Origin of the sequence: Streptococcus sp. OMI870, from assembly GCF_047460295.1 — a bacterium.
Taxonomy (GTDB): domain Bacteria; phylum Bacillota; class Bacilli; order Lactobacillales; family Streptococcaceae; genus Streptococcus.
The window spans coordinates 263,531-290,281 of sequence record NZ_JASHGM010000001.1 but is presented as its reverse complement, the minus strand read 5'-3'; the positions used below and the strand labels follow the sequence as shown (position 1 = coordinate 290,281).

Annotated in this window: 28 protein-coding genes; 26 read left to right on the top strand and 2 right to left on the bottom strand. The window is 42.9% G+C overall.

Annotation, left to right across the window (positions count from 1 at the left end; genetic code table 11):
* The first annotated feature begins 7 nt into the window (after positions 1–7).
* Positions 8–967 carry a hypothetical protein gene (locus tag QM968_RS01425; protein ID WP_021153102.1) on the top strand — a complete coding sequence of 320 codons (960 nt, stop codon included), beginning with the start codon at positions 8–10 and terminating at the stop codon, positions 965–967.
* Positions 968–1,088: 121 nt separating this feature from the next.
* Here QM968_RS01425 and QM968_RS01420 read toward each other — a convergent pair whose 3' ends face one another.
* Entirely contained in the window at positions 1,089–1,997 is a 909-nt protein-coding gene (locus QM968_RS01420; RefSeq protein ID WP_031575788.1) for a LysR family transcriptional regulator, read from the bottom strand.
* A gap of 243 nt (positions 1,998–2,240) precedes the next feature.
* Between QM968_RS01420 and QM968_RS01415 the strand changes: the two genes are divergently transcribed.
* The 25 genes from QM968_RS01415 (at position 2,241) to QM968_RS01295 (ending at position 25,872) form a co-directional block, all read left to right on the top strand.
* On the top strand, positions 2,241–3,665 hold the full coding sequence (locus QM968_RS01415; protein WP_129824792.1) for a DUF6688 family protein: 1,425 nt from the start codon (positions 2,241–2,243) through the stop codon (positions 3,663–3,665).
* A gap of 185 nt (positions 3,666–3,850) precedes the next feature.
* Positions 3,851–4,657, top strand: a complete 807-nt coding sequence (locus QM968_RS01410) for a dihydroorotate dehydrogenase electron transfer subunit (protein WP_023917979.1) — start codon at positions 3,851–3,853, stop codon at positions 4,655–4,657.
* Positions 4,658–4,666: 9 nt separating this feature from the next.
* Positions 4,667–5,605, top strand: a complete 939-nt coding sequence (locus QM968_RS01405; protein ID WP_129824793.1) for a dihydroorotate dehydrogenase — start codon at positions 4,667–4,669, stop codon at positions 5,603–5,605.
* Positions 5,606–5,784: 179 nt separating this feature from the next.
* A complete protein-coding gene (gene pyrF, locus QM968_RS01400) occupies positions 5,785–6,477 on the top strand; it encodes an orotidine-5'-phosphate decarboxylase (protein WP_129824794.1) in 693 nt (230 codons plus the stop codon).
* A 267-nt stretch (positions 6,478–6,744) separates the two neighbouring features.
* On the top strand, positions 6,745–7,377 hold the full coding sequence (gene pyrE / locus QM968_RS01395) for an orotate phosphoribosyltransferase (RefSeq protein ID WP_023917983.1): 633 nt from the start codon (positions 6,745–6,747) through the stop codon (positions 7,375–7,377).
* A gap of 142 nt (positions 7,378–7,519) precedes the next feature.
* On the top strand, positions 7,520–8,119 hold the full coding sequence (locus QM968_RS01390; RefSeq protein ID WP_070586150.1) for a hypothetical protein: 600 nt from the start codon (positions 7,520–7,522) through the stop codon (positions 8,117–8,119).
* A gap of 55 nt (positions 8,120–8,174) precedes the next feature.
* Positions 8,175–8,666 carry a DUF3592 domain-containing protein gene (locus tag QM968_RS01385; protein ID WP_023917987.1) on the top strand — a complete coding sequence of 164 codons (492 nt, stop codon included), beginning with the start codon at positions 8,175–8,177 and terminating at the stop codon, positions 8,664–8,666.
* 148 nt (positions 8,667–8,814) lie between these two features.
* Positions 8,815–10,317, top strand: coding sequence for a glycosyltransferase family 39 protein (locus QM968_RS01380; RefSeq protein ID WP_414381632.1), 1,503 nt, complete (start codon positions 8,815–8,817; stop codon positions 10,315–10,317).
* 130 nt (positions 10,318–10,447) lie between these two features.
* Positions 10,448–11,101: a uracil-DNA glycosylase gene (locus QM968_RS01375; RefSeq protein ID WP_129824796.1), complete on the top strand. Its 654-nt coding sequence runs from the start codon at positions 10,448–10,450 to the stop codon at positions 11,099–11,101.
* 9 nt (positions 11,102–11,110) lie between these two features.
* Entirely contained in the window at positions 11,111–11,575 is a 465-nt protein-coding gene (locus tag QM968_RS01370; RefSeq protein WP_129824797.1) for an NUDIX hydrolase, read from the top strand.
* Positions 11,576–11,586: 11 nt separating this feature from the next.
* Positions 11,587–12,855, top strand: a complete 1,269-nt coding sequence (locus tag QM968_RS01365; protein ID WP_129824798.1) for a dihydroorotase — start codon at positions 11,587–11,589, stop codon at positions 12,853–12,855.
* A gap of 14 nt (positions 12,856–12,869) precedes the next feature.
* Positions 12,870–13,712, top strand: coding sequence for an SGNH/GDSL hydrolase family protein (locus QM968_RS01360; protein ID WP_414381628.1), 843 nt, complete (start codon positions 12,870–12,872; stop codon positions 13,710–13,712).
* Positions 13,681–14,313 (top strand): YpmS family protein, encoded by a 633-nt coding sequence (locus QM968_RS01355; RefSeq protein ID WP_414381625.1) that lies wholly within the window; start codon positions 13,681–13,683, stop codon positions 14,311–14,313. Before QM968_RS01360 ends, QM968_RS01355 begins: the two co-directional genes overlap by 32 nt.
* A 568-nt stretch (positions 14,314–14,881) precedes the next feature.
* Complete coding sequence (locus tag QM968_RS01350) at positions 14,882–16,444, top strand: 2-isopropylmalate synthase (protein ID WP_414381622.1); 1,563 nt, start codon at positions 14,882–14,884, stop codon at positions 16,442–16,444.
* A gap of 12 nt (positions 16,445–16,456) precedes the next feature.
* On the top strand, positions 16,457–17,494 hold the full coding sequence (gene leuB, locus QM968_RS01345) for a 3-isopropylmalate dehydrogenase (RefSeq protein ID WP_129824802.1): 1,038 nt from the start codon (positions 16,457–16,459) through the stop codon (positions 17,492–17,494).
* A 1-nt stretch (position 17,495) separates the two neighbouring features.
* Positions 17,496–17,774, top strand: coding sequence for a DUF1294 domain-containing protein (locus QM968_RS01340; RefSeq protein WP_414381619.1), 279 nt, complete (start codon positions 17,496–17,498; stop codon positions 17,772–17,774).
* A gap of 24 nt (positions 17,775–17,798) precedes the next feature.
* Complete coding sequence (gene leuC / locus QM968_RS01335; RefSeq protein WP_414381616.1) at positions 17,799–19,181, top strand: 3-isopropylmalate dehydratase large subunit; 1,383 nt, start codon at positions 17,799–17,801, stop codon at positions 19,179–19,181.
* An 11-nt stretch (positions 19,182–19,192) separates the two neighbouring features.
* The gene (gene leuD, locus QM968_RS01330; RefSeq protein ID WP_414381614.1) at positions 19,193–19,783 is read left to right on the top strand and encodes a 3-isopropylmalate dehydratase small subunit; all 591 of its coding nucleotides are present in this window, start codon (positions 19,193–19,195) and stop codon (positions 19,781–19,783) included.
* 98 nt (positions 19,784–19,881) lie between these two features.
* The gene (locus QM968_RS01325) at positions 19,882–20,667 is read left to right on the top strand and encodes an L-threonylcarbamoyladenylate synthase (protein ID WP_414381611.1); all 786 of its coding nucleotides are present in this window, start codon (positions 19,882–19,884) and stop codon (positions 20,665–20,667) included.
* Positions 20,668–20,766: 99 nt separating this feature from the next.
* A complete protein-coding gene (locus QM968_RS01320; RefSeq protein WP_414381608.1) occupies positions 20,767–21,132 on the top strand; it encodes a hypothetical protein in 366 nt (121 codons plus the stop codon).
* Positions 21,133–21,188: 56 nt separating this feature from the next.
* On the top strand, positions 21,189–21,599 hold the full coding sequence (locus QM968_RS01315; protein ID WP_414381605.1) for a hypothetical protein: 411 nt from the start codon (positions 21,189–21,191) through the stop codon (positions 21,597–21,599).
* A 465-nt stretch (positions 21,600–22,064) separates the two neighbouring features.
* A complete protein-coding gene (locus QM968_RS01310; RefSeq protein ID WP_414381602.1) occupies positions 22,065–22,841 on the top strand; it encodes an SDR family NAD(P)-dependent oxidoreductase in 777 nt (258 codons plus the stop codon).
* Positions 22,838–23,980, top strand: coding sequence for a glycosyltransferase (locus QM968_RS01305; RefSeq protein WP_414325513.1), 1,143 nt, complete (start codon positions 22,838–22,840; stop codon positions 23,978–23,980). The genes QM968_RS01310 and QM968_RS01305 overlap by 4 nt, the downstream gene beginning before the upstream one ends.
* The gene (locus QM968_RS01300) at positions 23,973–24,629 is read left to right on the top strand and encodes a hypothetical protein (protein WP_414381599.1); all 657 of its coding nucleotides are present in this window, start codon (positions 23,973–23,975) and stop codon (positions 24,627–24,629) included. The genes QM968_RS01305 and QM968_RS01300 overlap by 8 nt, the downstream gene beginning before the upstream one ends.
* Positions 24,589–25,872: a glycosyltransferase gene (locus tag QM968_RS01295; RefSeq protein ID WP_414381596.1), complete on the top strand. Its 1,284-nt coding sequence runs from the start codon at positions 24,589–24,591 to the stop codon at positions 25,870–25,872. The genes QM968_RS01300 and QM968_RS01295 overlap by 41 nt, the downstream gene beginning before the upstream one ends.
* Before the next feature lie 80 nt (positions 25,873–25,952).
* Here the strand turns inward: QM968_RS01295 and plsY are convergent, their stop codons facing one another.
* Positions 25,953–26,594 (bottom strand): glycerol-3-phosphate 1-O-acyltransferase PlsY, encoded by a 642-nt coding sequence (gene plsY / locus QM968_RS01290; RefSeq protein WP_414382463.1) that lies wholly within the window; start codon positions 26,592–26,594, stop codon positions 25,953–25,955.
* Positions 26,595–26,751: the final 157 nt, after the last annotated feature.

The following is a 26,751-nucleotide window of genomic DNA, read 5'->3' as shown; positions in this document are numbered from 1 at the left end:
GGTGAAGATGAAGAAGTTAAAACTTAAAAAGAGATATATTGTACTTAGTTTGATAGCAGCCTTGACAATTGTCTACTTCGGACTTCGGTATTACATTAGGCCAGACTGGTTTGATTCAAAGTATATTTACCATAAGGTTTATCAATACAAAGTTAGTACAATCAAACCCCAGAAAAAGATTATCAAAGAGATTAATATCGAAATTATTCACGATCGAAAGGAACAAAAACCTACGGAAGGACAGTGGCAAGAGTCCACCAGAACGGACTTAGTAGGCTTAAATGGCTTGCCTATCTTACATGTTACTTTTACAGACAAATCTAAGGCTGATATTCCCATAGAGACAGGTATAATTGGTCCTGCATTTAGTCAGACGAATGTGGACAGAAAATTATATCAAAAACTCTCATATCGCTTCCCGAAATTACAGCTACTAGGCGAAACTCATCGTGATGTACTCTCCACTCTTCTGATGCTTTACCAAGGTGATACCTTGTTTCAAATTCCTGAGGAAAGTACGGTTATTCAATTCCAAGTGAAAAATCCAAAGAACGGCAAGCTACAAACCTACTATCAGTATGGGTCTGATCCTGATTTTGATTATTTCCGCCCAGTATTCTTTTTACAAACAAAATCGAGTTCATCCAAAGAAAAACAAGAATTCTTTGATGATTATCACCCATCCACTCAAAAGAATTATTGGGATAGAAGTCTTGATTTTAGTTATGATAATTTATCTGTTTCACAAAATTCTCACTTTTATAAATTGTTTTATTCCGATCGATTTAGCAATCTTCCACTAGGAGTCAGCCCAACAGGAAATACATTTAAAACTACAATTACAGATACCTATATCTTGCCAGATGAAAATCGAAATAGCGAAGGAGTAAGAGTAGCATCACAATCGAAAACATACACAGATAAAAATGAATACACAACTGAAATACTTAGTAAAAATGTTAACTAATTTCAGAAATTATGGATGTCGGAATAAGTTTGTGTATACAAGTTGTTGACCCATATTGATTTCTAAATATAGAGATGACAATAAAAAATATCTGAGTGAACATGGATCACTCAGATATTTTTTATTTATCAAACTTCACTTCCTCAAGCAAGTATTCGATGAATTTCTCTCCCATTTTTGAGAGGGCTGTTTTTTCATGTTTAATGTAGACCAGCTCGATCGGGTCTTCGATATCAAGGGGAATGGAGACGATGTTATTTCCGTTGAGATTGCTGTTGAGAATCCCGGTCGCAATGGTGTAGCCATCCAGACCGATCAAGAGATTAAAGAGAGTCGCTCGGTCACTGACGACGATGGATTTCTTATGATGCTCTTGCGAGAGGATCTCTTCTGAGAAGTAGAAGGAGTTGTGGGTTCCTTGGTCATAGCTAAGGTATGGGAAATCTTCCAGATCAGATAAGTGAACGATCTCTTTCTTGGCAAGAGGATTGCTCTTGCTGACAAAGATATGAGGTTGCGCTGTAAAGAGGTGGGTGGCAATCAGGTGATTATCATCCAGCATCTTAGAGAGGACATCCCGGTTGTAGCTATTTAAAAAGAGTACGCCAACTTCGCTTCGGAAATTCTTGACGTCATCGATGATCTCCCAAGTCCGCGTCTCCCGTAGGAAGAGCTCGTATTTTTCCATGTCGCTTTTCTTCAATAGTGAAACGAAGGCCTCAACCACGAAGGCATAGTGCTGTGAAGAGACGCTGAAAAGCTCACGAGAACCCACAGGATTTTTATAGCGCTCGGACAAGAGGTCGATCTGCTCCACCACCTGGCGGGCATAAGAGAGGAACTCCATCCCATCGCGGGTCAAAGTGATCCCTTTAGGATTCCGGATAAAGATTTCAATTCCCATCTCATTTTCCAAGTCCTTGACTGCATTGGAAAGGCTAGGTTGCGTGATGAAGAGTTGTTTTGCGGCCTCATTCATAGAGCCGGTTTCGACGATTTTGATAATGTATTGTAATTGTTGTATTCTCATGCTTTTATTTTAACATAAAAGAGCGCGTTTTTCCCGTAAAATGTGGTCTTTCAAGGACTGTATCAGAGAATAAGACAGGCCGAGGGAGGTAATAGGAAGTAGGCTGGATCAAATGTTTAAAAAATAGAAAATTGGAAACAAAATCTCCATCTGGGGACTGATTTTGATGGAAAAATACAGTTTTGCCTTGCTTAAGGGGTGAGCTGATTGATAGAATGGTAAAAAATTGATTGAGGAGATCTTATGAAAAAACTCGTTTCCTGGTATAAGAAAAAGGATAAGGAATTGGAAAGCCATTTCACAGCCGGTCTGTTGCAGATCAATTTTGTGACCAATGCTTTGATTCTATTGGCCTTTTACATTTATTTTATTGTTAGTGAGTCGTTCTATGCAATAAAGGATCCATTCATTCAATTTAGTGTTTGGGCTATCATTGCCTTCACGATGGAGATCTTACCCTACGGTCTAACCATTGCCCTCTTTGTTCCCAATATTTTTGTCATCATTTATGGGATCGGCCGGTGGTCCAGCCTCCAGTTCAAAGAAGCTGAGGAAGAAGCTCCCAAAGATCCGGAACTGTTTGAGGATAGAGGGCCAGTAAAGGGCGAAGAACTGATAGAAGAGGATACATTCACAATTGAAACATCAAGTCCTAAGCCTGTCAAAGAGAAAAAGCAACAGCCTACCATTGTTCTTTGGTTTGGTCTCTTTGGTTGCTTTCTCGAAGCGATTTTCATTTACATCGTCAAGGAGATGACCTTTTACGATTGGAGTGAGAGTTTGGTCAATTCTCAGAAGCATGCTTTGATCTGGTCTGGCGCCTATCCGACCTTCTTCACACTGGCAGCTCTTACTTTACTAGCTTTGATTATTTATTCCTACAGAGATGCGAATTCACTCTCGCCGTTAGCAAATGTCTTCTGCATCAGTGGCATTCTAGGAGGTGTGGTTCTTCTCTTAGTTTTCGATAATCAACTGCAGGTAGCAAGTTTTCACACCTTTTTCTTACTGATCTATTCCATCTATCTCTTATGGGTTCGCATTAAGGAGTGGCAGGAAGATCGAACAGAGATAAGCTATGAGAATCGTCTGCTTCAATGGCTCCATCAGCTCTTAAATCGGTCGCGTAACTGGCCTTGGCTAGCGGTCCTTGTCGCTCTTCCAACCCTTGCCCTTGTTGTCCTTGTTCTCATGCTCTTTGGGCAGCAACCGGATTCCATGATCAAGGCCTGGACCAATACAGCTGACTGGGCCTTCTCACAGAAGATCCCTCCTCAGAATCTCATCATGGATGAGCACTATCTCTGTACGGTTGCGGCTGGCGGCCATGAAAATGTTGTCAAGCCCCAGCGGATGGGCGTCCGCCACGGTCATCCAGTCGTTGTCAATCGCCAGCTCTGTATTGCCAATGCCTTTGAACAGGTGCTAGAAGAAAAGACGCCACGATTCCATCGCTTCTTGCGTCGCAATTATGACCGCTATGGCTATCCCTTTGCCAAACATATCAAGAAGAAATGGGCTATGGACCTGATCTATTATCTGATGAAACCCTTGGAATGGCTCTTTTTACTGGTTCTTTATCTAGTCGATCGTAAGCCCGAGAACCGAATCGCTATGCAATACATCAAGCCGATTCCAGAAGATTTTGATCCCAAGAAAGCTTCCTAAGTCACCGATTTCTACTTGACAAGTGACAAGGAGCGCGATATAATGAGACAAATTTAACCTTTAAGAGGTCCAGAGAGGCCTGCAAGGAAAGACAGAAAAAAGATCAGCGGACGGTGTCTAGCTGATCATTTGTAGGGCCTTGCTTTTGCGAGGTCTTTTTTGCTGAAAGAAAGAAGAGGATATCAATGGTCAGTGACAGTTGTAAAAAACGCTTTGGCAAAATCATGATGGAGGAGATGGAGCTGGTCGCTCAAGAAGAGATCGCTCCCCGCATCTATTCTATGATCTTGAAGGGGGAAATGGTGGCGCAGATGCTACCAGGTCAATTCCTTCATATCCGAGTCCCTGATGGGGCCAAGCTCCTTCGCCGTCCGATTTCAATTTCTGAGATTGATCCTGAGACACAGACGTGTCGCTTGATCTACCGCATCGAAGGTGGGGGGACAGCTATCTTTTCCCAATTGCCAATCGGTAGCAAACTAAGCGTGATGGGGCCTCAGGGAAATGGCTTTGATCTCACCAATCTCGGCCAAGGTCAGAAAGCCTTGATCATCGGTGGCGGGATCGGTGTTCCTCCTTTGGTCCAAGTGGCCAAACAACTCCATGAGCAAGGGGTAGAAGTTGAAGTGGTTGTCGGATTTGCGACCAAAGAAGCCGTCATTTTGGAAGAAGAGCTTTCTCAGGTGGCTCATGTCACTGTAACGACAGACGATGGATCTTATGGTACCAAGGGCTATGTCTCGTCGGTTATTGATCAGATGGACCAGGAGTTTGACGCTATCTATTCTTGTGGAGCACCTGGCATGCTCAAATATGTCAATACCAAGTTTCATGACCATCCCCGCGCCTACATTTCCATGGAATCCCGTATGGCTTGTGGGATGGGGGCTTGCTACGCCTGTGTGGTGCATCTGGAAAATGAAAGCCAAGCAGCCAATAAGCGCGTGTGTGAAGATGGACCGGTATTTGAAACCGGTACGATTGTGATGTAGGAGGACCTTATGACAGCAAATCGACTAGCGGTATCCTTACCCGGTTTAGACTTGAAAAACCCCATCATTCCGGCATCTGGCTGTTTTGGTTTTGGTCAGGAATATGCTAAATACTATGACTTAGACCTGCTTGGATCCATCATGATCAAGGCGACAACTGCTGAGGCTCGTTTTGGTAATCCAACGCCACGTGTCGCTGAGACGCCTGCAGGCATGCTCAATGCTATTGGGCTCCAAAATCCAGGCGTAGATGTGGTCCTAGCAGAAAAACTTCCTTGGTTGGCCCAACATTATCCAGAGCTTCCAATTATTGCCAATGTAGCTGGCTTCTCCAATGAAGAGTATGCAACGGTATCTGGCAAGATCTCGCAAGCGCCAAATGTCAAGGCCATCGAGCTCAATATCTCTTGTCCAAACGTAGATCATGGCAACAATGGTCTCTTAATCGGACAGGTTCCAGAGTTGGCTTATGATGCAGTAAAAGCAGCGGTAGAAGCTTCCTCCGTCCCTGTCTATGTCAAGTTAACGCCTAGTGTAGCAGACATCACGCAGGTCGCAAAAGCAGTAGAGGATGCAGGAGCGACTGGCTTAACCATGATCAATACCTTGGTCGGCATGCGCTTTGACCTCAAGACTGGTAAGCCCATCATTGCCAATGGAACCGGAGGTATGTCGGGACCAGCCGTTTTCCCAGTTGCTTTGAAACTCATCCGTCAGGTTGCCCAATCCACTAAACTTCCGATTATCGGAATGGGAGGTGTGGATTCAGCCGAATCAGCCATTGAAATGATGATTGCAGGGGCCTCTGCGATTGGAGTTGGAACCGCTAATTTCACTGATCCTTATGCTTGTCCAAGCATCATCGAAGATCTGCCACAGGTCATGGATCGCTATGGTATTGACACCCTTGAGAACTTCCGTAAACATGTACGGGAAAATCTACTGTAAATCCTTGACTTTTCCCAAATATCGTACTACAATAAATAAAAACCTTTAAAGCAGTCCAGAGAGGCTCCTAAGGTCTAGACGGTGAATCATGGTAGTTGTTCCTACCTAATTTTCGTGTAACCTTGCCTCGGGCAAGGTTTTTTTGTAGACAAAATGATCAATCAAAAAAGGAGTAATCCATGCGTGAAGAACGTCCTATTATCGCCCTTGACTTCCCAGCTTTCGAGGATGTCAAACACTTTTTAGAGCATTTTCCAGAAGAAGAAAAATTATTTGTAAAAATCGGAATGGAATTTTTCTATGCAGTTGGTCCTGAAATTGTACATTACCTCAAAGGGCTTGGACACAGTATTTTCCTTGATTTGAAATTGCATGATATCCCAAATACAGTCAAATCAGCCATGTCCGTACTGGGAACTTTCGGAGTAGATATGGTGACGGTCCACGCAGCCGGTGGTGTAGAGATGATGCGCGAAGCCAAGGCAGCTCTTGGTGAAGGAGCTAAATTGGTAGCCGTGACCCAGTTGACTTCTACCAGTGAAGAAGACATGCGTGATTGCCAAAACATCCAAACAACGGTCCAAGAATCAGTAGTCAATTATGCTCGCAAGGCCCAAGAAGCTGGCTTGGATGGCGTTGTCTGTTCAGCTCATGAAGTAGCCTTGATCAAAGATGCCACTTCATCAGACTTTGTCTGTGTCACACCAGGGATTCGTCCTGCTGGAGCTGAAATCGGTGACCAAAAACGGGTCATGACCCCACAAGAAGCCCATAAAATTGGCTCTGACTATATTGTCGTTGGACGCCCAATCATCCAAGCAGAAAACCCGTGGGATGCTTACCATGAAATTAAGAGACAGTGGAATAGTTAAGAACGTCTAAGAAGCTGTGCTTCAAGACGTTCTACGGGAAGCCCGATAGGGCCTTCCCTAAACTATTCACTAGATTATGAGAATAAAAAGTATCGTTTTATTCTCATAATCGTCGGAACACTAATTGCTACTAAAAGTGAAAATTTTGTAGCTCTACGGGAAGTCCTACTGGACCTTCCCTAACGCGTTCACTAACCTGTAAAGTTGTTGTTTAAATCAATGATTGATTTAATTCGTATATGATTAAAATCGTAAAAAGGAGTCGTCATGTCATTAGCTAAAGATATTGCTAGCCATCTTTTGAAAATCGAAGCGGTTTATTTGAAACCAGAAGAACCGTTCACTTGGGCATCTGGGATCAAGTCCCCAATTTATACCGATAACCGTGTAACCCTCGCTTATCCAGAAACTCGTACCTTGATCGAAAATGGATTTGTAGATAAAATCAAGGAAGCTTTCCCTGAAGTGGAAGTGATTGCAGGTACAGCAACTGCTGGGATTCCTCACGGAGCCATTATTGCGGACAAGATGAATTTGCCATTTGCCTACATTCGTAGCAAACCAAAAGACCACGGTGCTGGAAATCAAATTGAAGGCCGTGTACCACAAGGTCAAAAGATGGTCGTAGTGGAAGATTTGATTTCTACTGGTGGATCTGTCTTGGATGCTGTCGCAGCTGCCAAGCGTGAAGGGGCGGACGTTCTTGGTGTGGTTGCCATCTTCACCTACCAATTGGAGAAAGCCGATAAGAAATTTGCGGAAGCTGGCGTTCAACTTGAAACCTTGTCTAACTACACAGAATTGATTCATTTAGCAGAAGAACAAGGTTACATCACTTCTGAAGGTTTAGAGTTGTTACACCGTTTCAAGGAAAACCAAGAAACTTGGCAAGATAAATAATAGGACGGAAGCGTTTCTAACGCTTCTTTTTTATACTCTTTTCACTAGTTGGTGATTAACTTGAATCTCAAAGTAAAATCCGGTATGATAGTAGTAATTGTTTTTATGGATGAAGGAAAAACTATTTTTAAGGGAGAATAAGATGACAAAAGAACATTATTTGCAAATGAAGAAGGAATTTAAAATTAGATTTACAATTATTATCGTCCTAGGTATAATTGCTAGTGTATTTTATATTCAGATATTGCTTAGCCACTCTCGTGAAGTGCCCTTTTTTATAACCTGTCTTGGAACTCTCACCTTCATCAATCGGTCATTGATTGCACCTTTCTTTTATGAGAAAAAAGCAGCTGAGAAGGAACATCCAGAATGGAAGAATTTATCAACAAAAGGAGTAGAAATTCCTCAGGAAGAAATTCAAAAACGAAATGGGATATCGATCCTATCTTTCATCATTGTAATTGTTGGATTCTTCATGTTATACCGACCAGCTCCAAAAACGGATGTAGGAACTGAGGTAATAAAAACTAATAGCGAGATCCAGTCTGTGCCAGAAAGTTCGACAGAAAAAGAATCTAGCACAGTCTCTAATTTAACCCCGAAAGATGTTCAAACTTTACAAGAATTGAAAGAAGAGATTGAATCCAATGCTCCATCAGATTCAAATTCACTAGATATAAACAAAGCAAAAGATTTTGCAGAAAAAGCGCAGCAACAGAATTGGTTGAAAAGGGGAGAATAAAAATTTTTCAAGGGATTTGAAACCAACTAGTTTATGTGAAAGGGTAAAAAAATCAATGACAGTAACAATATTCTGGCTTAGCTTGGGCATTCTGAGCCTTGTTTTCTTGATCATGCTGCTCATCTTTTACACCTTGTATCGTCGTGAAATAAAAGTGAAAACAGAATCAACCGCAAAAGTTCTGGGAGAAGTAGTTGCTTTTGATTCCAAAAATCAACTGCTTATTTCCCTGCCTGTGGTGGAGTATCAAGTTGGGGGCGAAAGATACCAAAAGACCTTTACCTACGCTTATTTCAGAGAGACTTCTTCTAAGTCAAGACAAACCAATGTTTTCGATAGAACCTATGTTCTTGGAGCCGGCAAAAATCTGGATTTGCGGATGATATTCCCAATCGGGTCTCCTATGACAGTCTTTTATAATCCAGTCGACCCACAGATCGGTTTTGTCGAACGATATGCTGGCTTAGTCGGTTTCTATAAAATCGGAATGATTCTAACGGTTGGAATTTATCTTGTATTATTATGTATTTTAATTCTAGTATTTTAGGTCTGTTAGTTAAGGTTAAGAGTTAAAAATTGCTTCGATAAAATGAGTATGTTTATAAATTACATTTTAGAACAACTTTTCTTTTCACTTTACAGTTGATAGTCAGTCCAAAACAGCAGAAATGCTGTTTTTTTGATATAATGGAGCTATGTTATCGAAAAGTAAACGTATTCTATTTGGGATGCTTCATGTTGTCATGTTGCTAGTGATGGTCCACTGGTTCTTGATCAGTGTGACCTATCTGAGAGAGATTTCATGGCTAGCCATTTTAGGTGCTGGGTTGCTATTTCTGCTAGCCTGGCTGAAACGCGATGGGCTAAAGAGTGCCTTTGCTTGGTTGACTCGGCATAAAAAAGGCTTCTTGCTTGGAGCGGTTGTCTTTCAGTTGATCGTTATGGTCTGTGCGGAGCTCTTGATCCGTCGGGATGCTGCGGTTGTTTTCAAAGGGGCTTTTGATCTTCTTAAGCAATCCTCTATCACCAACTACCTCAGTCGCAATCCCAATAACATTCCGCTCTTTCTTTACGAGAAGTTTTTCTATGTCTTATTTGGCTCTAGCGGTCTGTGGGTCATGCAGGCTCTCAATATCCTCTATGTCAATCTGGGTGCAGTCCTCTTGTACAAGCTGTCCCAGAAGCATTTCAATCAAAAAACGGCTGATCTGGTCTATCTCTTCTATGTGAGCTTGATCTGTTACTCGCCTTATTTCTATTCCATGTATACGGACATTCCGCCACTTCCTTTGATCGCTCTTCAGTTATGGTGGGCTTTGGATCTATTAAAGGAAGATCAAGCAGTCTCCTGGAAGAAGATTGTTGGCTTGGGGATCTTATCTGGCGTATCCATGTTGATCCGTCCAACGACGATTATTGTCATGATTGCCTTTTGGGCTGTGCTCTTTTTCAGAGGAAATTGGAAGGCCTTTGGAAAGATTGCTACGGTGACGGTCTTGACGACGGGCTTTGTCTTTGCAGTATTGAATACAGCGGTCAATCATCAAACAGTTGTACCGATCTTGAAACAAGAAGGGCTGGCAAAAGGACCGCTCTTGTTTATCAATCTGGGCTTGACAGATATGGGGCACAACCAAGAAGATATGAAAGAAGGCTTGTTGGCCTATATCGATGAGGATAAGCGCTCGGATTACAACAATGGCCTCTTTAAAAAAGAAAATGTGATCAAAGAAATCAAACGCCGGCTCAAGGAATACGGACCGTTCGGTTTGATCGGGCATATCTACTACAAGCAATCCTTGACGGTAGCAGAAGGGACCCTCGGTTGGCTTTACCGAGATGTAGAGTATGAGAAGACGCCTTTTATCAATCCTCTATATGCACCTCTGACTAAAAATAATGGTTTGGCAAAATGGGTGCGGACCTTTTTCCTCAGCACGGATCGCCCACAGTACAAGTATTATGAATTTGTCAAGCAGCTGATCTGGATCGTCCTATCGGCTGGTTTGGTTGGAGCTTATCTCAAACGTCGAGATACAGATGATTTTAACTTCCTTTCCTTAGCGGTCTTTGGTGGTTTGCTTTTCTTAACCATCTTTGAAGGTGGGAAGACCCGCTACCTCATCCAATTCTTACCGCAAATTTTACTAGTCGCTTCGATCGGTCTAGCAGGATTTACCAAGAAAGAAAATACATAAAAGCTCCTGCTTGTTTGACAGGCAGAAAAAGAGGTTGGACAAAATTATCCAGCCTCTTTTTTATCCAGTGGATCTGCGCCAAATGTGGTATAATGGAAGGTAAGAATTTATTGGATAGCGGAGAGTTTCCATGCAGCATTCACCCTGGCATGAAGCCATCAAATCCCATCTTCCAGAAGGGTATTTTCACCAGATCAATGACTTTATGAATGAAGTCTACAGCAAAGGAGTGGTTTATCCACCGCGTGACAAGGTCTTTAAGGCCTTGCAGATGACAGAGATGGATCATGTCAAGGTCTTGATCTTAGGGCAAGATCCCTACCATGGACCGGATCAAGCGCAGGGCTTAAGTTTTTCTGTTCCAGATCATGTACCAGCGCCGCCTTCTTTGCAAAATATTCTCAAAGAATTGCGCTCAGATATTGGAGAGAAGCGTTCCCATGATCTGACCTCTTGGGCAGAGCAAGGAGTGCTCTTGCTCAATGCCTGCTTGACAGTGCCAGCTGGTCAGGCCAATGGCCATGCAGGACAAATTTGGGAGCCTTTCACAGATGCTGTGATCAAGGTGGTCAATGAGTTGGAGGAGCCAGTTGTCTTTATCCTCTGGGGATCTTATGCCCGTAAGAAAAAGCCTCTGATTACCCACGATCGACATTTAGTCCTTGAATCAGCTCACCCAAGTCCCTTATCGGCCTACCGAGGATTCTTTGGTTCCCAACCTTTTTCAAAAACCAATCAATTTTTGAAAGAGGCGGGACGCGAGCCGATTGATTGGTTAAGATAGGAGAAAGAAATGCCACAATTAGCAACGATTTGTTACATTGACAATGGGAAAGAATTTCTCATGTTGCATCGCAATAAAAAGCCCAATGATGTCCATGAAGGTAAATGGATCGGAGTTGGTGGAAAATTAGAACGCGGGGAAACCCCACAGGAGTGTGCTGCGCGTGAGATTTTTGAGGAGACCGGCCTTAGAGCCAAGCCAGTTTTGAAAGGGATTATTACCTTTCCGGAGTTTACTCCAGATTTGGACTGGTACACCTATGTCTTCAAGGTAACAGATTTTGAGGGAGAACTGATCGAGTGTAACGAAGGGACCTTGGAGTGGGTACCTTATGATCAAGTCCTCTCAAAACCAACCTGGGAAGGGGACCACACCTTTGTTGAGTGGTTGTTGGAGGATAAACCCTTCTTTTCAGCAATGTTTCGCTATGACGGCGACCGCTTGTTTGAGTCGCATGTTGATTTTTATGAATAAAGGAGAATGCAATGGTTGTCATTAAAAATGGTCGCGTAATGGATCCCAAGACAGGTTTGGATCAAGTCTGTGATCTTCGTATCGAAGGAAAGAAAATCGTAGAGATCGCTGAAAACCTCCCAACGGATGGACAAGAAGTCCTTGATGCTACTGGTCTGGTTGTAGCTCCTGGATTGATCGATGTACACGTCCATTTCCGTGAACCTGGTCAAACTCATAAAGAAGACATCCATACGGGTGCCTTAGCCGCAGCTGCGGGTGGTTTTACTCGAGTGGTCATGATGGCCAATACCAATCCTACCATTTCAGATATTGCTACCTTAGAAGAAGTCTTAGCTTCTGCAGCCAAGGAAAATCTTCACATTCATACGGTTGCGACGGTGACTAAGAACTTTGACGGTCAACACCTGACAGATTTTGAAGGATTGCTTAAGGCCGGTGCAGTAGGATTTTCAGATGATGGGATTCCCCTTCAAAGCACTAAGGTTGTCCGCCAAGCCTTGGAAGAAGCTAAGCGTCTAGGGACCTTTATTAGTCTTCATGAAGAAGACCCTGAGTTGAATGGCATTCTTGGTTTGAATGAGAATATTGCTAAGGAACACTTCCATGTCTGTGGTGCGACGGGTGTAGCCGAATATTCAATGGCTGCGCGTGATGCCATGATTGCTCATGCGACAGGTGCCCACCTCCATATCCAACACCTTTCCAAGGAAGAAAGTGTCAAGGTGGTGGGATTTGCCCAAGGATTAGGAGCTCATGTAACGGCAGAAGTGGCACCTCAACACTTTTCGAAAACAGAAAGTCTGCTCTTGACTAAAGGAAGCAATGCTAAGATGAATCCACCTCTTCGCTTGGAATCTGACCGTCTAGCAGTGATTGAAGGCTTGAAATCAGGCGTTATCTCTGTGATTGCGACGGACCACGCGCCTCACCATGCGGATGAGAAGAATGTCCCTGATATTACCAAAGCACCATCTGGCATGACTGGGCTTGAAACTTCGCTTTCTCTTGGTTTGACCTACTTGGTGCATGCTGGCCATTTAAGCTTGATGCAATTGCTTGAAAAGATGTCCTATAATCCAGCACGTCTCTATGATTTTGATGCTGGCTATATCGCAGTGGATGGACCGGCAGATTTAACCATCTTTGATCCAGAAGCAGATCGTCTGGTATCGGATCATTTCGCTTCAAAAGCTGGAAATTCACCATTTGTGGGCGAAACATTAAAAGGGAAAGTTGCTTATACAATCTGTGATGGACAAGTGATTTTTCAAGGATAAGCGATCGTATTTATATGAATTTTAAAAAAATGATGCAAGGCTTGGTTTTCTTTTTAACCAGCCTTCTTGTCTTTGTCTTTCTATTTCGTGCTTTGCTACCAACTGCATCTCCTCGCATGACCAAGCCCAAAACAGCTGCGAAAGAAATCACCTATACTTATGTAGCTCTAGGGGATTCACTGACCGAAGGAGTAGGGGATAGCACCAAGCAAGGGGGCTTTGTCCCCATCCTTGCCCAAAGCCTATCCAATGAAAATGACGGCCAGTATCAGCCTGTCAACTATGGAGTAGCTGGAAATACAAGCGCTCAGATCTTAGATCGTCTCAAGAAGCAAACAGATCTTCAGAAGGATCTCAAAAAGGCGCGTGTCATGACCTTAACGGTTGGGGGAAATGATCTGCGCAAAGTTGTTGTCGATCATCTGAGTGATTTTTCTCTGTCAGATATCCAAAAGCCGCTCAAGAATTATACAGCGAACCTCAAAGAAATTATTACAAAGGCCAGAAAGGACAATCCCCATCTTCCCATTTATGTAGTGGGGATCTACAATCCTCTTTACCTGAATTTTCCTGAATTAACCAGTATTCAGACGGCTGTAGATCGTTGGAATGAGACGACGGAAGAAACTATCGCGCAATTTGATCTGGTCTATTTCGTTCCGATCAATGATCTGCTATATAAAGGAATTGATGGAAAAATGGGCGTATCAGAAATCAGTGACGGGAAGACAACCGTTATCAATGATGCCCTGTATGAAGAGGATAGTTTCCACCCCAACAATACAGGCTATGAAAAGATGAAACAAGCAATATTGGAGAAAATCAATGCCACGAAGAAAACTTGGAGTCAAAAATAATCCCATCAAAGAGAAGGTCCCCTTCCTTCAAAAAATAAATATTTGGAAATGGTTGTTTTTAGGATTGGTCAGCCTTCTCTTAGCCTTTGCAATAGTCGTGCAAGGGCGCTTAGCAAGTCCAAGAGAAGATGTTAGCCAGCTTTATCAGACAGTCAGGAGCAAAGATGTCAAAGTTGGGACTATGACGACCACCCGTGATCAACTCAATGACACCATCCAATCGCTTCTAAAAAAATATAAGCTGTCTGACTACAAGGTCTATGCAGATAATCAGCAAGTCCTTTTAGAGGGTCAGTTGAGTCTCTTAGGGAAAGACTACCCCTTATACATGTACTTTCAACCTTCCAAATTGGAAAACGGGAATATTCTCTTAACTGTGAAGGATTTTTCGGTAGGAAGCTTTCAAATTCCTCAAAAAATGGTTTTGCGACTTTTAAGCAAAAATAAAAATATCCCAGATTTTATCCAGATTTCGCCAAAGGAGTCTACCATTACCATTGTACTACCAGAAATTGACAATGACTTTGGAATCTATGTCAAGGCCAATACCATTGATCTCTATAATGACAAGATCGTTTTTGATTTGTATCAGAAGAAGTAGAGTGGAAGAGGCTATTCAAATTGAATTCAAAGTCATCTTAAAAACTTTCCTTAGGTGAGTACGGACGTCAGCGAACTTCTAAGAAGTTCCATGACTAATTATTGAGCCTAAGGTCTCAATAATTCCGAGTGCTAGAAACAACCGTGTTTCTAGCACTTTTCTCACGGTGGAAAGTTTCATTACATGATGTGTTTGAGTGAGCATAATAGGAAATGTCATTATAATTTTTTTAATAGCACCTAGGTTTTCTTATACAAAAACAGGCTGTCTATAGTCTAATTAGAATTGAAAACTTTATTTTGTTTCTATTCAAAAAATTCAGAATATTATAGAAAATTCTTGACATTGCTTTTTCCCTATGCTAAAATACTAAACAAGACATTGAACAAAGGAGAAAGTCAAACATGAAAACAGCTAAGTTTATTCAATTTGCTTTGTTGTTGAGGTATAAGGGCTAGTGCAGAAGCATTAGTCCTGTTTGGCTTACCAAGCGGGCAAAAACATCTCGCTTGGTTGACCGAGTGAGATGTTTTTCTTTATATCCACTACATAGAAATGAGGAGACCCTATGCGTAAAGTTGAATTTTTAGATACCAGCCTTCGGGATGGTGAACAGACTCCGGGAGTTAATTTCTCTATCAAAGAAAAGGTTGCTATTGCCAAACAATTGGAAAAATGGGGTATTTCTGCTATTGAAGCAGGTTTTCCTGCAGCTAGTCCTGATTCCTTCACAGCTGTTCAAGAGATTGCCAAGGTCTTGACCAAGACAGCCGTGACAGGTTTGGCCCGTTCTGTCAAATCAGATATTGATGCTTGTTATGAAGCCTTGAAGGATGCTAAGTATCCACAAATTCACGTCTTTATCGCAACCAGTCCGATTCACCGGGAGTTTAAACTCAACAAGACCAAGGAAGAAATTCTTGAAGCGATCAAAGAGCACGTTTCTTACGCTCGCTCAAAATTTGAAATTGTTGAATTCTCGCCAGAAGATGCGACCCGGACGGAATTGGATTTCCTCTTGCAAGTCGTACAGACTGCAGTCGATGCAGGGGCCAGCTATATCAACATTCCTGATACAGTCGGTTTCACGACACCAGCGGAGTACGGTGCCATTTTCAAATACATGATTGACCATGTCAAGACAGATCGCGAGATTATCTATTCCCCTCATTGCCATGATGACCTAGGTATGGCGGTGGCCAATAGCCTCGCTGCTGTTAAAAATGGTGCCCGTCGTGTCGAAGGAACCATTAATGGGATCGGGGAGCGGGCCGGCAATGCGGCACTTGAAGAAGTAGCAGTTGCTCTCAATATTCGCGAAGACTATTTCCAAGTGGAAAGTCCGATTGTCCTTAATGAAACCATCAACACTTCTGAGTTGGTCTCTCGGTACTCTGGTATTCCAATTCCTAAAAACAAGGCGGTTGTTGGTGGCAATGCCTTCTCACACGAGTCTGGTATTCACCAAGACGGGGTTCTTAAAAATCCTCTTACTTATGAAATCATCACCCCTGAGCTGGTGGGTGTCAAGAGCAATAGCCTCCCTCTTGGAAAATTGTCTGGTCGCCATGCCTTTGTCGAAAAACTGCATGAGTTGGGACTGGAATATACAGAAGAGGACATCAAGCCGTTGTTTGCTAAGTTCAAATCTCTGGCAGACAAGAAACACGAGATCACAGATGCCGATATCCGCGCCCTTGTTGCCGGTACAGCAGTGGAAAATCCAGAAGGATTCCAATTTAATGATCTCCGCTTAACCACCAATGCAGACGAAACGATTACAGCAGCGGTTAGCCTCAGCAATGAAGAAGGGGAAGTACTTGAATTCCTTGCCAATGGTCAAGGGTCAGTTGAAGCGATCTTTAATGCGATTGATAAATTCTTCAACCAAACCGTTCGCTTGACCTCATACAATATCGATGCAGTGACAGATGGGATCGATGCCCAAGCCCGTGTCTTGGTATCTGTGGAAAATGTCGATACAGATACGATTTTCAATGCCTCTGGTTTGGACTTTGACGTATTGAAAGCCTCTGCCATCGCTTATATCAATGCCAACACGCTGGTTCAAAAAGAGAATGCGGGTGAGATGGGACGAGCTGTCTCCTACCGTGATCTTCCACAAGCCTAAGAGGAAATAAACATGACAAAGAAAATTGTAACACTTGCAGGAGATGGGATTGGCCCTGAGATCATGGCAGCTGGACTAGAGGTCCTCGCAGCCGTTGCTCCCAAAATTGGCTTTGATTATAGTCTAGAAGACAAACCTTTTGGGGGTGCTGGGATTGATGCAGCTGGCCACCCACTTCCCCAAGATACTCTCGAAGCAGCTAAAGGAGCGGATGCTATTCTTCTCGCAGCCATCGGAAGTCCTGAGTATGATAATGCTCCTGTTCGTCCCGAACAAGGCCTGCTCGCTATTCGCAAGGAATTAAATCTCTTTGCAAATATTCGTCCTGTACGGATTTTTGAAGCCTTGAAACACTTGTCTCCTTTGAAACCAGAGCGTATCGAGGGTGTCGACTTTGTGGTCGTGCGTGAATTGACAGGTGGGATTTACTTTGGAGAGCATATCTTGAAAGAAGATACAGCGCGCGATATCAATGATTACAGTACAGAAGAAATCCGTCGGATTATGCGACAAGCCTTCAAGATTGCACAAGGACGTGGCAAGAAAGTGACCAGTATCGATAAGCAAAATGTTCTGGCAACGTCTAAATTGTGGCGCCAAGTGGCAGAAGAAGTTGCTAAAGAATTTCCAGATGTGACCTTAGAGCACCAGCTTGTCGATAGTGCGGCCATGATCATGATTACCAATCCAGCCCGTTTTGATGTCGTAGTGACAGAGAATCTATTCGGAGATATCTTATCTGACGAATCCAGCGTCCTTCCTGGAACACTAGGCGTGATGCCGTCTGCCAGTCATTCTGACCAAGGACCAAGCATGTACGAGCCGATTCATGGTTCAGCTCCGGATATTGCTGGACAAGGGATTGCTAATCCGATTTCTATGATCCTGTCCGTTGCCATGATGCTCCGAGACAGTTTTGGAGAAACAGCAGGTGCAGAAATGATTGAAGAAGCAGTCAATCAAACCTTGAATCAGGGGATTTTGACCCGAGATCTCGGTGGTCAGGCTTCGACTGCAGAGATGACTGCAGCCATTATTGGGAATCTCTAAGATGACTTGGAGAGATCGCTGTTTAATGGTCATTGCTCTTTGGAATGGTATGGTCTTTCTGACCTATGGCTTAGATAAGCGAAAAGCCATTCAAAACAGATGGCGGATTCCTGCAAAGGTCCTCTTACTCGAGAGCTGGCTACTTGGTGGATTTGGAGCTCTTATAGGTGGGCATCTCTTTCACCACAAGGTACGAAAATGGTATTTCCAAGTCACCTGGTGGATGAGTAGTCTTCTCTTAGCAGGTGTCCTCTTTCTAATCCTTCAATGGATTCCCTAACAAGAAGATAAATGGAGAAAGACGATGAGTGGAAAATCTATCTTTGATAAACTTTGGGACCACCACGTGATTACAGGAGTAGAAGGGCAACCCCAACTCATGTATGTGGACCAACACTATATCCACGAAGTGACGAGTCCCCAAGCCTTTCAAGGATTACGGGATACAGGACGCAAGGTTCGACGACCCGATTTAACCTTTGGAACCTTTGATCATAATGTTCCAACGGTCAATATTTTTGATATTCGAGATGTCATTTCAAAGGCCCAGATTGATAAATTAGCTGAGAATGTAGTAGAATTTGGGATTGATCATGCAGGTCACGGTTCTGCTAAGCAAGGAATCGTGCATATGGTGGGTCCTGAAACTGGTCGGACCCAGCCAGGAAAATTTATTGTCTGTGGAGACAGCCACACCGCAACCCACGGAGCCTTCGGTGCCATTGCCTTTGGGATTGGAACCAGTGAAGTGGAGCATGTCTTTGCCACCCAAACCCTCTGGCAAGTCAAACCAAAGAAGATGTTGGTCGAATTCACCGGTACCCCACAAAAAGGGATCTATTCAAAAGATTACATTTTAGCTTTGATAGCGCATTATGGTGTTGCGTGTGGAGTTGGCTATGTCGTAGAGTATCGGGGAGAAGCGATTGATCGCTTGACCATGGAAGAACGGATGACCATCTGCAATATGTCGATCGAGTTTGGATCCAAAATGGGGATCATGAATCCAGATCAGACGACCTTTGACTACCTTCGGGGACGCGAATGTGTGCCAAGTGATTTTGAGGCCGCAGTAGCTGACTGGAAGACTCTGGTCAGTGATGACGATGCCGTTTATGACAAGGTCATCCGTATGGATGTATCTGAACTAGCTCCGATGGTGACTTGGGGGACCAATCCTTCTATGGGAGTGGACTTTGAGACACCCTTCCCAGAGATTCGGGACATGAATGATGAACGGGCTTATCATTATATGGATTTAGAGCCTGGTCAAAAACCAGCAGACATTGAATTAGGCTATATCTTTATCGGTTCTTGTACCAATGCGCGTCTTAGCGATTTGGAGTTGGCAGCCAAGTTTGTGAAAGGCAAAAAAATCGCGCCCAACTTAACAGCCATTGTCGTACCTGGCTCTCGTCCAGTCAAGCAAGCCGCTGAAAAGTTAGGCTTGGATCAAATCTTTATGGATGCAGGCTTTGAATGGCGTGATCCAGGTTGCTCCATGTGTCTCGGGATGAACCCAGACAAGGTGCCGGATGGCGTCCATTGTGCCTCTACTAGCAATCGAAACTTTGAAGATCGCCAAGGCTTTGGGGCCAAGACCCATCTTTGTAGCCCCGCTATGGCCGCTGCAGCAGCAATTGCTGGTCGCTTTGTCGATGTGCGCCAATTGCCAGAAGTCGAGTAAAAGGAAGAATCATGGAGAAATTTACCATTTATACAGGGACAACGGTTCCCTTGATGAACGATAATATTGATACTGACCAAATCCTCCCCAAACAATTCTTGAAGTTGATTGATAAAAAAGGTTTTGGTAAATACCTCATGTATGCTTGGCGCTACTTGGATGATCAGTATACCGAGGATCCAGATTTTATCTTTAACAGGCCAGAATACCGCCAGGCAACTATTTTGATCACTGGTGACAATTTTGGGGCTGGCTCCTCTCGGGAGCACGCAGCCTGGGCATTAGCTGATTATGGCTTTAAGGTCGTTATCGCTGGATCCTTCGGAGATATTCATTACAATAATGAGCTCAATAATGGCATGCTTCCGATTGTGCAACCGCTAGAAGTTCGTCAAAAATTGGCAAGCTTGCAGCCGACAGATCCAGTGACGGTGGATTTGGAAGAGCAGAAGATTATCTCACCTGTTGGAGAGTTTTGCTTTGAGATCGATCAAGATTGGAAGCATAAATTGCTCAATGGGTTGGATGATATCGGGATTACGCTTCAGTACGAAGACTTGATCGCAGCATATGAGAAGAATCGGCCAGCTTACTGGCAATGATAAAATTGTATACTTAATTACGAATTTTCTGAAAATATATTGAAATTGAGACTAGTTTTTGATACAATACTAAAAAGAATAGAAAAGGAAAGAGACTTATGACAAAACACATTCAATGGGACGGACAACTTTCACAAGAAGGATTTGAAATTTTGAAAGGAGAGGGTGGCTGTATCGTCTGCCCTACAAAAGTTGGCTACATCATCATGACCAGCGACAAGGCTGGATTGGAACGGAAGTTCGAAGCCAAAGAACGCAACCGCAACAAACCAGGTGTTGTTCTTTGTGGAAGCATGGATGAACTTCGTGCCCTTGCGCAATTGAATCCTGAAATCGAAGCCTTCTACCAAAAACATTGGGATGAAGATATCTTGCTTGGTTGTATCCTTCCATGGCGTGAAGATGCCTATGCAAAATTACAGGCCTTCGGAGATGGACGTGAAGAACTCATGACAGATGTGCGTGGAACCAGCTGTTTTGTCATTAAATTTGGTAAAGCTGGTGAGCAAATTGCCAAAGAAATGTGGGAAAAAGAAGGGAAGATTGTTTATGCTTCATCCGCAAACCCTTCAGGTAAAGGTAACCGTGGGAAGGTCGAAGGAATCGGTGAGCGTATCGAAGGTGCCGTGGACTTGGTTATCGAAGCTGATGATTATGTAGCTTCTATCCAACCAGACAAAACCATTGAAACGCGTTATGAACAAGGAGTGATGGTTTCGATGGTCGATGCGGAAGGTAAGCTAATCCCAGAACAAGGAGCAGGTAGCCGTTCTGTCAATACTTGTCCAGTTGTGATTCGTAAGGGATTGGATATCGATAAGATCATGATGCACTTATCCGATCATTTCAACTCTTGGAACTACCGCCAAGGGGAATACTATTAAGAAACAGAAAAATGCATTCCACTTTGGGATGCTCTTTTTGTGAAAGGACAAAAGATGGTATAATAGAGAAAACGATGTTCCAATAGAAAGGGAATTGGTATGATTTCCAGAAGAGCATTTATCGATAAAGTAAATCAGGAAGGTTTTTCATTCAACATTCAAATCCCATGGTGGTGGTATAAAGACTTCAAGTTATTGGTTTGGAAAAAAAGGCTCTCTGAGGAGCAACTCTATCAGCTATTTCTTTCACTTTGTAGGGAGATAGAAGACCGGAGAATGCAAGCGGTAGCGGATAAGAGGAAGTATCAGACTGGATTTTATGTCGCTGCATGCAATGGTCGCGAGTTTCGCTTTGAGTTTGTATTCAAAAAGAATCAACAACTAAGAGTTTTTAATCTATTTGAGACAGTCAATGGTCGGAAGAAACTAACCTTGATGGATTTGCTTGATTACATAATGGATTGACGATTTATAGAAACAATAAGGGTTCACTACAGATTGATAAAAGAAAGAGTGGTTCTATGATTTCAAGAGATGAATTTTTAGAAAGAATGAATCGGGAGGGATTTTCATTTAGCATTGAAATCCCGCGCAGAAATTTTTCGGATTTTAAATCATTGGTTCGGAGAAGAAGAATTTCAGAAGAAGACCTCTATCAGCTGTTTTACAACTATTGTCAGGAACCAGAAAACTGTCTAAAAGAAGCAGGAGAGAAGCGACGCTTGCTCTTCAATAAATTTCCAGTTAGTCCTGTTCATGATAAATATAAAACAAAATTTGATACAGTGGCGCCGAATGGACGCGAATTCCGCTTTGAGTTTGTCTTTAGTAATGACAATCGTTTAAAAGTTTATCACATAATCGAAACTGTTAATGGTCGCAGGAAAAAGACTCCTATGGAAATACTGATGGACTTAGTCGATGCTTTATAGTGGATCTTGATTTAAGAATAAAAAAACAAGGTATTTTTACTGAGGCTATAGCTTAGATAACCAGGCAGCATAAAAAAAGCTGCCTTTCTCTTTGTTCAAAGCTTAACGTTAGTGACTCGTCATAAATCTTTCAAAGAGGGATTTGTTTTACTTGTTACCATTCTTAAATCCTTCCAATTTCCAGTGGATGATGGTCTTCTCCATCCTTCTTTGAGTCTCTATAACAAGGACTAGGCTAGAGGGGCTAAACATTTCTTCTGTATCTTTTATTCGATGAAAAACAACCTCTCCTATTTGATTGCCTACCAGCTAGTAGTTATCGAAGTACGGTTTGGAAATAGACAACAGGTAAAAGGGCTCTATTTTTGCGATAGAGACTTTTTTTTATAAGTAGGGGTTGAACCGTAAAGTTAGAATATGGTAGTAGGAGTTTTCTAACTGGTTGAAATTTGGTACACTAGAGCTATGAAGATGGAAGATACAATTAATAAAGCGTTCATTTTAGGGGCTACAGGAGGGATTGGCCGGCAGCTAGCGAAAGAACTGGCAAGAAGTCTGGATTATCTGGTCTTAGTAGGTCGAGATGCTGATAAACTCTCCCAAGTCAAAAAAGAACTAACTGGGAGCAAGGCGCAACTGTCAATCCTAACATTAGATATGCTAGATCAAATGGCTCTAGAAGCTTTTGTAGAGAACCTAGATGCAGATCTTCTTGTCAATTGTGCGGGATTAGCCTATTTTTCCCGTGAGAGTGACCTTGATTCAGCCAGTGAGCAAGACCTCTGGCAAGTCAATTACCACGCTCCGGTCCAACTAATTAAGCAGTTAGTGCAGAAGAATCAGAAGATCCACTTGGTCCAGCTGTCATCTCTGGCTGCTCTTTTTCCTCATTCCTATCTAGCAGCCTACAGTTCCAGTAAGGCTGCCTTGCAGACCTACACTCTTGCTCTCCAGGAGGAACTGAGGCAATCAGATTCCCCGGTCCAGCTAGGTCTCTATATTCTTGGACCAGTCCAAACAGCTATTTTTCCTCCCAAACTTGTAGAAGCATTGGGTGGCAGTCGCTTGCAGATGAAGCCCAAGAAAGTTGCTCAGCAGTTGATCCGATTTATAGAAAGGGATATTTCCTATGCTGTTATCGGCCTTCGCTATCGCTTGCTCGTTTGGCTAGGTAGAATGCTTCCCAAAAGATGGATCATCCGTCTCCTTGCTAGATATTTACGAAAGGGACTTGATAGATGAAATTTGTATTTATATTTTTAGGCGTTTCTTATCTTCTCTTATTTCTCGTCCGTTGGTTGCTGTCCTTTACTTATTATAAAAAAGGTCAGGCTCATTCTGCTGATTTCCCAGAAGAGCTTTTTACAGTGGTCCAACCAATTCTCTCTGGTGATCCTCGTTTAGAGAGTGATTTGCGGGCTAATCTTCAGCAAACAGAAGCAGTGGAATTCTACTGGTTGATTGACCAGTCTGATATAGAAGCCCAACGAGTAGCAGATCAGATTTGCCAAGAGGCTTCCTTTGCCCAACGCATTCGAATCTTTCTCATTGAAGACGTCCCTCAAGGTATTAATCCCAAGAGTTACAAGATTGAGCAGGTTGTAGAGGAGCTAACTCGGCCTTATCTGATTGTTTTGGACGATGATAGTGTGATTGATTTTTCTAAAATGGGTGAGCTAACTGCCTATTTGGGTCAAGAGGTCATTCTGACAGGTATTCCTTATAACCAGGAGAGAAGCAATTTCTGGTCCAAGCTGGTCGCAGCATTCGTTAATGGCAATTCTTTTATTACCTATTTTACTATGGCAGAAGTTGAGGCAAATCACTCCATCAACGGGATGTTTTATATCCTACCGGTAGAACTTGCAAAAGAACAGGGGCTTTTCACAGCGATTAAGGATTATCTATGTGATGATTTAGCCGTGGCCGATTTTTTAAGGAGTAAAGGAGTATCCATTATCCAAACACGGGTCACCTGTAATGTTCGAACCACTATCAAGGATGCCAAGCAATATCTGCTCCAGATGAAGCGTTGGCTTCTCTTTAGCTCTATTTATCTCAAAGAACACATGGACTGGAAGGTCTTTTTCCTCATAGGTTTACCGAGTTTTCTGCCTCTTCCAGGGTTAATCCTAAGTCTTTTTTTAGGTTGGCCTTATCTTCTTCTAGTCTTTGTCTTACTGGGATTCAAGGCAGTATGGATGCTCCTCTATCGACAAAGCATTCTATCCAATCGCCTACACTTGGATGAAGTCATCTACGAAGTGATGAATGATTTTCTGCTTCCTTGGCTGTTTATCTGTGTTCTAATGACTCCTCCTGTGATTCATTGGCGGGGGCGGAAGATTCGAGTGACGGATGGAAAGATTCGTTATGAGTAAGATGAAGTCCTATCTAGACCGTTTGTCTGCTTTGTCTCCTGATCAGACCATGCTAGACTCTGATCGCTTGGTTCTCTTTCTTAGTGGGAGCAGTGATATTACTTGTGCCGGGTTGACAGCTGGGCAGTTAGATCTCCTCCATGCTATTTGTCCTTCCGGTTACTCAGTAGTAGCCAGCAATTTTCCCTTCAATCAAGATTTTGAACATATAAATTCTCCGCAAGTATCCCTCTTGTTGGCTGCTACATCCAATGTTATCTACTATTGGCATACGATTTTGAACTTTCGTTTCCAAAAGTTGTTACAGGAGCACTTGTCTCCCTTGTTGGAAGCGCAGGAAGTAGTGCTTGTTTGTAAGAGTTCAGGGGTCAATATGCTGACCCAGTGGCTCAGAAGTTTAGGGAATCAGGTCACCCTTCCAAGATTGCGCGTGATAGCGCTTGGCCCGGTTTCCCAGCTTCTCTTACGTCAAAAAGAACTAGAGCTACTGGTCATCAAAGGAAAGAAAGATCCTTATTCACGTATTCTGGATCGCCACTCAGCGGATATTCAAGTGGATACGGATCATTATAGCTATGAATACAGAGAAGATGTGAAAGGAATCATCTATGACTGGATTAGAAAAAGTGATAAAAATCGATGTGATTAGCGTTCCCTTTAGTGGCCATTTGTTTCCCACCTTGACCCTGGTGAAACCCTTGCTGGAGGATCCGCGTTTTCAGATCCGTGTTATTACAGGTTTTCAGAAAAAGGCATTGGTTGAGCAGATTGGTTTTGACTGCCTTGCCTTGTTTCCTGATCGTCCGACTGTGATGGAAGATATAGCCAATACAGCCAAGCAAGCAAATCTATTGATCATGTACCAACAATTAATGGACAATAGCAGACTGATCCCTGAGGTTTTCGACGAAATAAATCGAATTTGGGAGGCTGAAGGAAGACCAGACTTGGTTATTGCAGATTTTGTAGCAGCTCCTGAAGGTATGTTAGCTGATCGTTTGGAAATTCCCTGGATTACGACCATTCCAAGTCCAGTAGCGATTGAAAGTCGTACGACAACCCCTGCATATCTGGGAGGCTGGAAACCGCATCAGGGCATCTTCTATAAGTGGAGAGATGCACTAGGCAGGAAAGTCATTCGTTTGGCAAAGAAGGCTGGATTTGCTCTGGTTAAGAAGAATCTCGATACCCTAGAGGGTTTCAAATTGTATCGCGAAGATGGGACAGAAGCGATCTATTCTCCCTATTCAATCTTGGCTCTGGGCATGAAAGAGTTGGAGTTTCGAGACGATTTTCCATCCCAGCTTAAATGGGTTGGTTATCGCTGTCTATCTTTTGACAGACTTCCTCAAGAGCAGAAGCAGTATTTCACTAGCTCTAACAAGCGGGTCTTCGTCACTTGCGGGACTCATTTAAAATGGGAAAAAGAGCGGATGGTGGAGTATGCAAAGCTTTTGAGCCAAGAATATCCTGACTATGTCTTTTACGTTACCCTAGGCGACCCTAGTGGTTTGGAGCATCCACCTAGCATGTTGTCGGAAAATCTTCTGATCTTTGATTACCTCCCTTATTCAGATGTTTTAGATCAAATGGATTTTGCCATTCATCATGCAGGTGCAGGGATCATGATGGGTTGTATTGATCTTGGGATTCCAAGTTTGATTTTGCCCCAGGACTATGATCAGTTTGACAATGCAGTTCGGGCTGAGTTATTCCAAATAGGTTTGGTCTCTCGTAAAAAAACGGAATCCGAAGTCTTGCGCTTATTTAATGAATTGGTTTCTAGGGAAGATTGGACTCATCTAAAGGTCCTCGCTCAACAAAGCAAGGCTTATCAACCAACAGAGATTCTTTATCAAGAAATAGAGAGACTCTTGAAAGTGACCTTATAGAGGAAGTGGAGGGGAGACTTCTATTTGCTTTCTTTCAGAGACCTTCCATTGATGAACATAAAAAAACTAGAGCAAAAGCCCTAGTTTTTTTGTTTTTGATGGGTAATATTTTTGCCCCAGGTGACGATATTTTCATCCTTGTTGAGGATACGTTTGATGTTGTCCTTGTGGCGGATGATAATCAAGGTCGCCAGTGCGAGGACGATAATGGTAAAGATGATATCGTAGCTTGGGAGGATCCAACCAGTCAGTGGGAGGATGAGGACTCCGATACTAGCCAAGATTGCCACGGTCACACTGGAAAAAGAAATCATACTTGTCAGATAGAGGCTGCTAAAGAAATAAATGGCTAGGATAAAGAGGAAGAGAGGGGAGAAGCCGATGAGGACTCCTGCACTGGTCGCGACTGCCTTGCCTCCTTTAAAGCCTGCAAAAATGGGGAAGGTATGACCAAGAACTGCGAGAAGACCAAAGACCATTGGCGAAATCCCTGTAACCCCAAAAATAGTCGGCAATAAAACGGCCAAGGTTCCTTTAAGGAAGTCAACCGCAAAGACAACCAAACCAGCCTTCGTCCCTAGGATACGGAAGGTATTGGTGGTCCCTGTATTTCCAGAACCGTGTTCGCGTAGATTGATATTAAAGAAGGCTTTCCCAATCCACAAACCAGAAGGAATGGAGCCTAATAGGTATGCTAATACGAGTAAAAGAATTGTTTTCATCATAGTATCATTATATCAAAAATGCCTTGAATGAAAAAGAAAATGTTAGCAACAAGTGTTACATCGGACAAAAGCTTTTGAGATAATGCAGTGAAATGAGGTGCTTGAGAGAAGAAGGGAAAGAAAAATTTTGCAAAAATTCCTAAAAAGCTGTAAT

What these genes read in the sequence shown, in the direction of transcription:
- QM968_RS01425 (WP_021153102.1), top strand. Translation starts at nt 8, where the DNA reads ATGAAGAAGTTAAAACTTAAAAAGAGATATATTGTACTTAGTTTGATA.
- QM968_RS01420 (WP_031575788.1), bottom strand. Translation starts at nt 1,997, where the DNA reads ATGAGAATACAACAATTACAATACATTATCAAAATCGTCGAAACCGGC.
- QM968_RS01415 (WP_129824792.1), top strand. Translation starts at nt 2,241, where the DNA reads ATGAAAAAACTCGTTTCCTGGTATAAGAAAAAGGATAAGGAATTGGAA.
- QM968_RS01410 (WP_023917979.1), top strand. Translation starts at nt 3,851, where the DNA reads ATGGTCAGTGACAGTTGTAAAAAACGCTTTGGCAAAATCATGATGGAG.
- QM968_RS01405 (WP_129824793.1), top strand. Translation starts at nt 4,667, where the DNA reads ATGACAGCAAATCGACTAGCGGTATCCTTACCCGGTTTAGACTTGAAA.
- pyrF (WP_129824794.1), top strand. Translation starts at nt 5,785, where the DNA reads ATGCGTGAAGAACGTCCTATTATCGCCCTTGACTTCCCAGCTTTCGAG.
- pyrE (WP_023917983.1), top strand. Translation starts at nt 6,745, where the DNA reads ATGTCATTAGCTAAAGATATTGCTAGCCATCTTTTGAAAATCGAAGCG.
- QM968_RS01390 (WP_070586150.1), top strand. Translation starts at nt 7,520, where the DNA reads ATGACAAAAGAACATTATTTGCAAATGAAGAAGGAATTTAAAATTAGA.
- QM968_RS01385 (WP_023917987.1), top strand. Translation starts at nt 8,175, where the DNA reads ATGACAGTAACAATATTCTGGCTTAGCTTGGGCATTCTGAGCCTTGTT.
- QM968_RS01380 (WP_414381632.1), top strand. Translation starts at nt 8,815, where the DNA reads ATGTTATCGAAAAGTAAACGTATTCTATTTGGGATGCTTCATGTTGTC.
- QM968_RS01375 (WP_129824796.1), top strand. Translation starts at nt 10,448, where the DNA reads ATGCAGCATTCACCCTGGCATGAAGCCATCAAATCCCATCTTCCAGAA.
- QM968_RS01370 (WP_129824797.1), top strand. Translation starts at nt 11,111, where the DNA reads ATGCCACAATTAGCAACGATTTGTTACATTGACAATGGGAAAGAATTT.
- QM968_RS01365 (WP_129824798.1), top strand. Translation starts at nt 11,587, where the DNA reads ATGGTTGTCATTAAAAATGGTCGCGTAATGGATCCCAAGACAGGTTTG.
- QM968_RS01360 (WP_414381628.1), top strand. Translation starts at nt 12,870, where the DNA reads ATGAATTTTAAAAAAATGATGCAAGGCTTGGTTTTCTTTTTAACCAGC.
- QM968_RS01355 (WP_414381625.1), top strand. Translation starts at nt 13,681, where the DNA reads ATGCCACGAAGAAAACTTGGAGTCAAAAATAATCCCATCAAAGAGAAG.
- QM968_RS01350 (WP_414381622.1), top strand. Translation starts at nt 14,882, where the DNA reads ATGCGTAAAGTTGAATTTTTAGATACCAGCCTTCGGGATGGTGAACAG.
- leuB (WP_129824802.1), top strand. Translation starts at nt 16,457, where the DNA reads ATGACAAAGAAAATTGTAACACTTGCAGGAGATGGGATTGGCCCTGAG.
- QM968_RS01340 (WP_414381619.1), top strand. Translation starts at nt 17,496, where the DNA reads ATGACTTGGAGAGATCGCTGTTTAATGGTCATTGCTCTTTGGAATGGT.
- leuC (WP_414381616.1), top strand. Translation starts at nt 17,799, where the DNA reads ATGAGTGGAAAATCTATCTTTGATAAACTTTGGGACCACCACGTGATT.
- leuD (WP_414381614.1), top strand. Translation starts at nt 19,193, where the DNA reads ATGGAGAAATTTACCATTTATACAGGGACAACGGTTCCCTTGATGAAC.
- QM968_RS01325 (WP_414381611.1), top strand. Translation starts at nt 19,882, where the DNA reads ATGACAAAACACATTCAATGGGACGGACAACTTTCACAAGAAGGATTT.
- QM968_RS01320 (WP_414381608.1), top strand. Translation starts at nt 20,767, where the DNA reads ATGATTTCCAGAAGAGCATTTATCGATAAAGTAAATCAGGAAGGTTTT.
- QM968_RS01315 (WP_414381605.1), top strand. Translation starts at nt 21,189, where the DNA reads ATGATTTCAAGAGATGAATTTTTAGAAAGAATGAATCGGGAGGGATTT.
- QM968_RS01310 (WP_414381602.1), top strand. Translation starts at nt 22,065, where the DNA reads ATGAAGATGGAAGATACAATTAATAAAGCGTTCATTTTAGGGGCTACA.
- QM968_RS01305 (WP_414325513.1), top strand. Translation starts at nt 22,838, where the DNA reads ATGAAATTTGTATTTATATTTTTAGGCGTTTCTTATCTTCTCTTATTT.
- QM968_RS01300 (WP_414381599.1), top strand. Translation starts at nt 23,973, where the DNA reads ATGAGTAAGATGAAGTCCTATCTAGACCGTTTGTCTGCTTTGTCTCCT.
- QM968_RS01295 (WP_414381596.1), top strand. Translation starts at nt 24,589, where the DNA reads ATGACTGGATTAGAAAAAGTGATAAAAATCGATGTGATTAGCGTTCCC.
- plsY (WP_414382463.1), bottom strand. Translation starts at nt 26,594, where the DNA reads ATGAAAACAATTCTTTTACTCGTATTAGCATACCTATTAGGCTCCATT.